The following is a 1658-nucleotide window of genomic DNA, read 5'->3' as shown; positions in this document are numbered from 1 at the left end:
TATCGACGGGGAATTATCCGGTACACTGTCGGTATGACGCTCCATGACTTAATCGCGCTGGATGACCCCGGCCAGTTCCGCCTGCGGGCACTGGCGCTGCTTCAGCAACAATGTGATTATATTCGCCAGCTGGAAGAGGCCCTGAAACAGGCGCAACGCTGGCGTTTTGGCGCGCACAGCGAAACCCTGCCTGCCGGTCCCAAACGCAGTCAGTTTGAGGAAGATGCCGATACCGATATCGCGGTGCTGGAAACCCAGCTGTCACGCCTGCATATCAGGGAAAACGCGACCCCGGCCCAGCCTAAACGTCAGCCTTTGCCGGCGACTTTACCCCGTGAAGATATCCGGCTGGCGCCGGAGACGGAGAGCTGCCCGGATTGCGGTCATGCCCTGCGCTTTTTGCGTGATGAAATCAGTGAGCGACTGGAATACCGTCCGGCCACGTTTATCGTCCGGCGCTATATCAGCCCGCAGTACAGCTGCGCGCGCTGTCAGTGTGTGCATGCTAAAGCCCAGCCCGCCCACCTGATTGAAAAGGGCCTTCCAGAGCCGGGATTGCTGGCTCAGGTGGTGGTCGCCAAATATCGTGACCACCTGCCGCTCTACCGTCAGCAGCAAATCTATGCCCGCAGCGGCGTGACCCTGGCCCGCAGCACCCTGTCGGACTGGGTGGGGCAGGTGGCGGTGGCGTTGCAACCGCTGGCCGATGCCCTGAAGCAGGCGCTGCTGACGTCCCCGGTGCTGCATGCCGATGAGACTCCGTTGCCGATACTGGCCCCGGGAAAAGGCCAGACCCAGCGGGCTTACCTGTGGACGTCTGTCACCGGCCCCGATACCTCGCCCGCAGTCGTGTACTATGAGCTGCATCCCGGCCGCAGTGGCCGTTATGCCCAGAGCCTGCTGAAAGACTGGTCGGGCGGCACGTTGGTGACGGATGATTATGCCGGTTACAACGCGCTGCATGCCCGGTCGGATATCACCGAAGCGGGTTGCTGGGCTCACGCCCGCCGCAAATTCTTTGACCAATACAAAGCGAGCCAAAGTCCGGTAGCGAAACAGGCGCTGGATGGCATTCGTGACCTGTACAAGCTGGAGCGAAAAATCAAACACCGGCCGCCGGATAAACGGCGTCAGTGGCGACAGCGTTATGCCCGGCCGTGGCTGAATGAGTTCCGGTCCTGGTTGCAGACGACGCAGACCCAAACGGCCCCCCACTCTGGGTTACGCAAAGCGATAGATTACACGCTGAAGCGCTGGCCGGCGCTGGTGTGTTATCTGGATGACGGTCGGGTACCGATAGACAACAACCGGGCGGAGAATGCGGTCCGGGGTGTGGCGCTCGGGCGAAAGAACTGGCTTTTTGCGGGTTCCCTGCCCGCGGGACAACGGGCGGCCATGATAATGAGCCTATTGGAAACCGCTCAGGCCAACGGACATGAGCCCTGGGTCTGGTTACGTGATGTCCTCAGCCGGCTGCCTGTCTGGCCGAACAATCGGTTGAATGAGCTGCTGCCCTGGCCTGAGAATCCCTTCCGTTAACATCCCATTTTGTTGTTATCTGACAACGCAAGGTGAGTCCACCGGAACATTACAAATGAGGTCATGGTATCAGTCATGAAAATCTTCATTACCGATGAGCAAAAAGCCGAACTTGAACA

1 protein-coding gene is annotated in these 1658 nt (G+C 59.7%); it reads left to right on the top strand.

Annotated features, from left to right (window positions below; translation table 11 throughout):
* Positions 1-33: 33 nt before the first annotated feature.
* Positions 34-1539 (top strand): IS66 family transposase, encoded by a 1506-nt coding sequence (gene tnpC, locus C6H66_RS25100; protein WP_105397057.1) that lies wholly within the window; start codon positions 34-36, stop codon positions 1537-1539.
* Positions 1540-1658: the final 119 nt, after the last annotated feature.

This window comes from Photorhabdus hindustanensis, from assembly GCF_002968995.1.
In the GTDB taxonomy this organism is placed as follows: Bacteria; Pseudomonadota; Gammaproteobacteria; order Enterobacterales; family Enterobacteriaceae; genus Photorhabdus; species Photorhabdus akhurstii.
Note: the sequence above shows the minus strand (reverse complement) of the source record. Positions and strands in the feature narration are given on the sequence as shown.

Excerpts from the sequence above, each read along its gene's own strand:
- tnpC (WP_105397057.1), top strand. The coding sequence starts at position 34 with ATGACGCTCCATGACTTAATCGCGCTGGATGACCCCGGCCAGTTCCGC.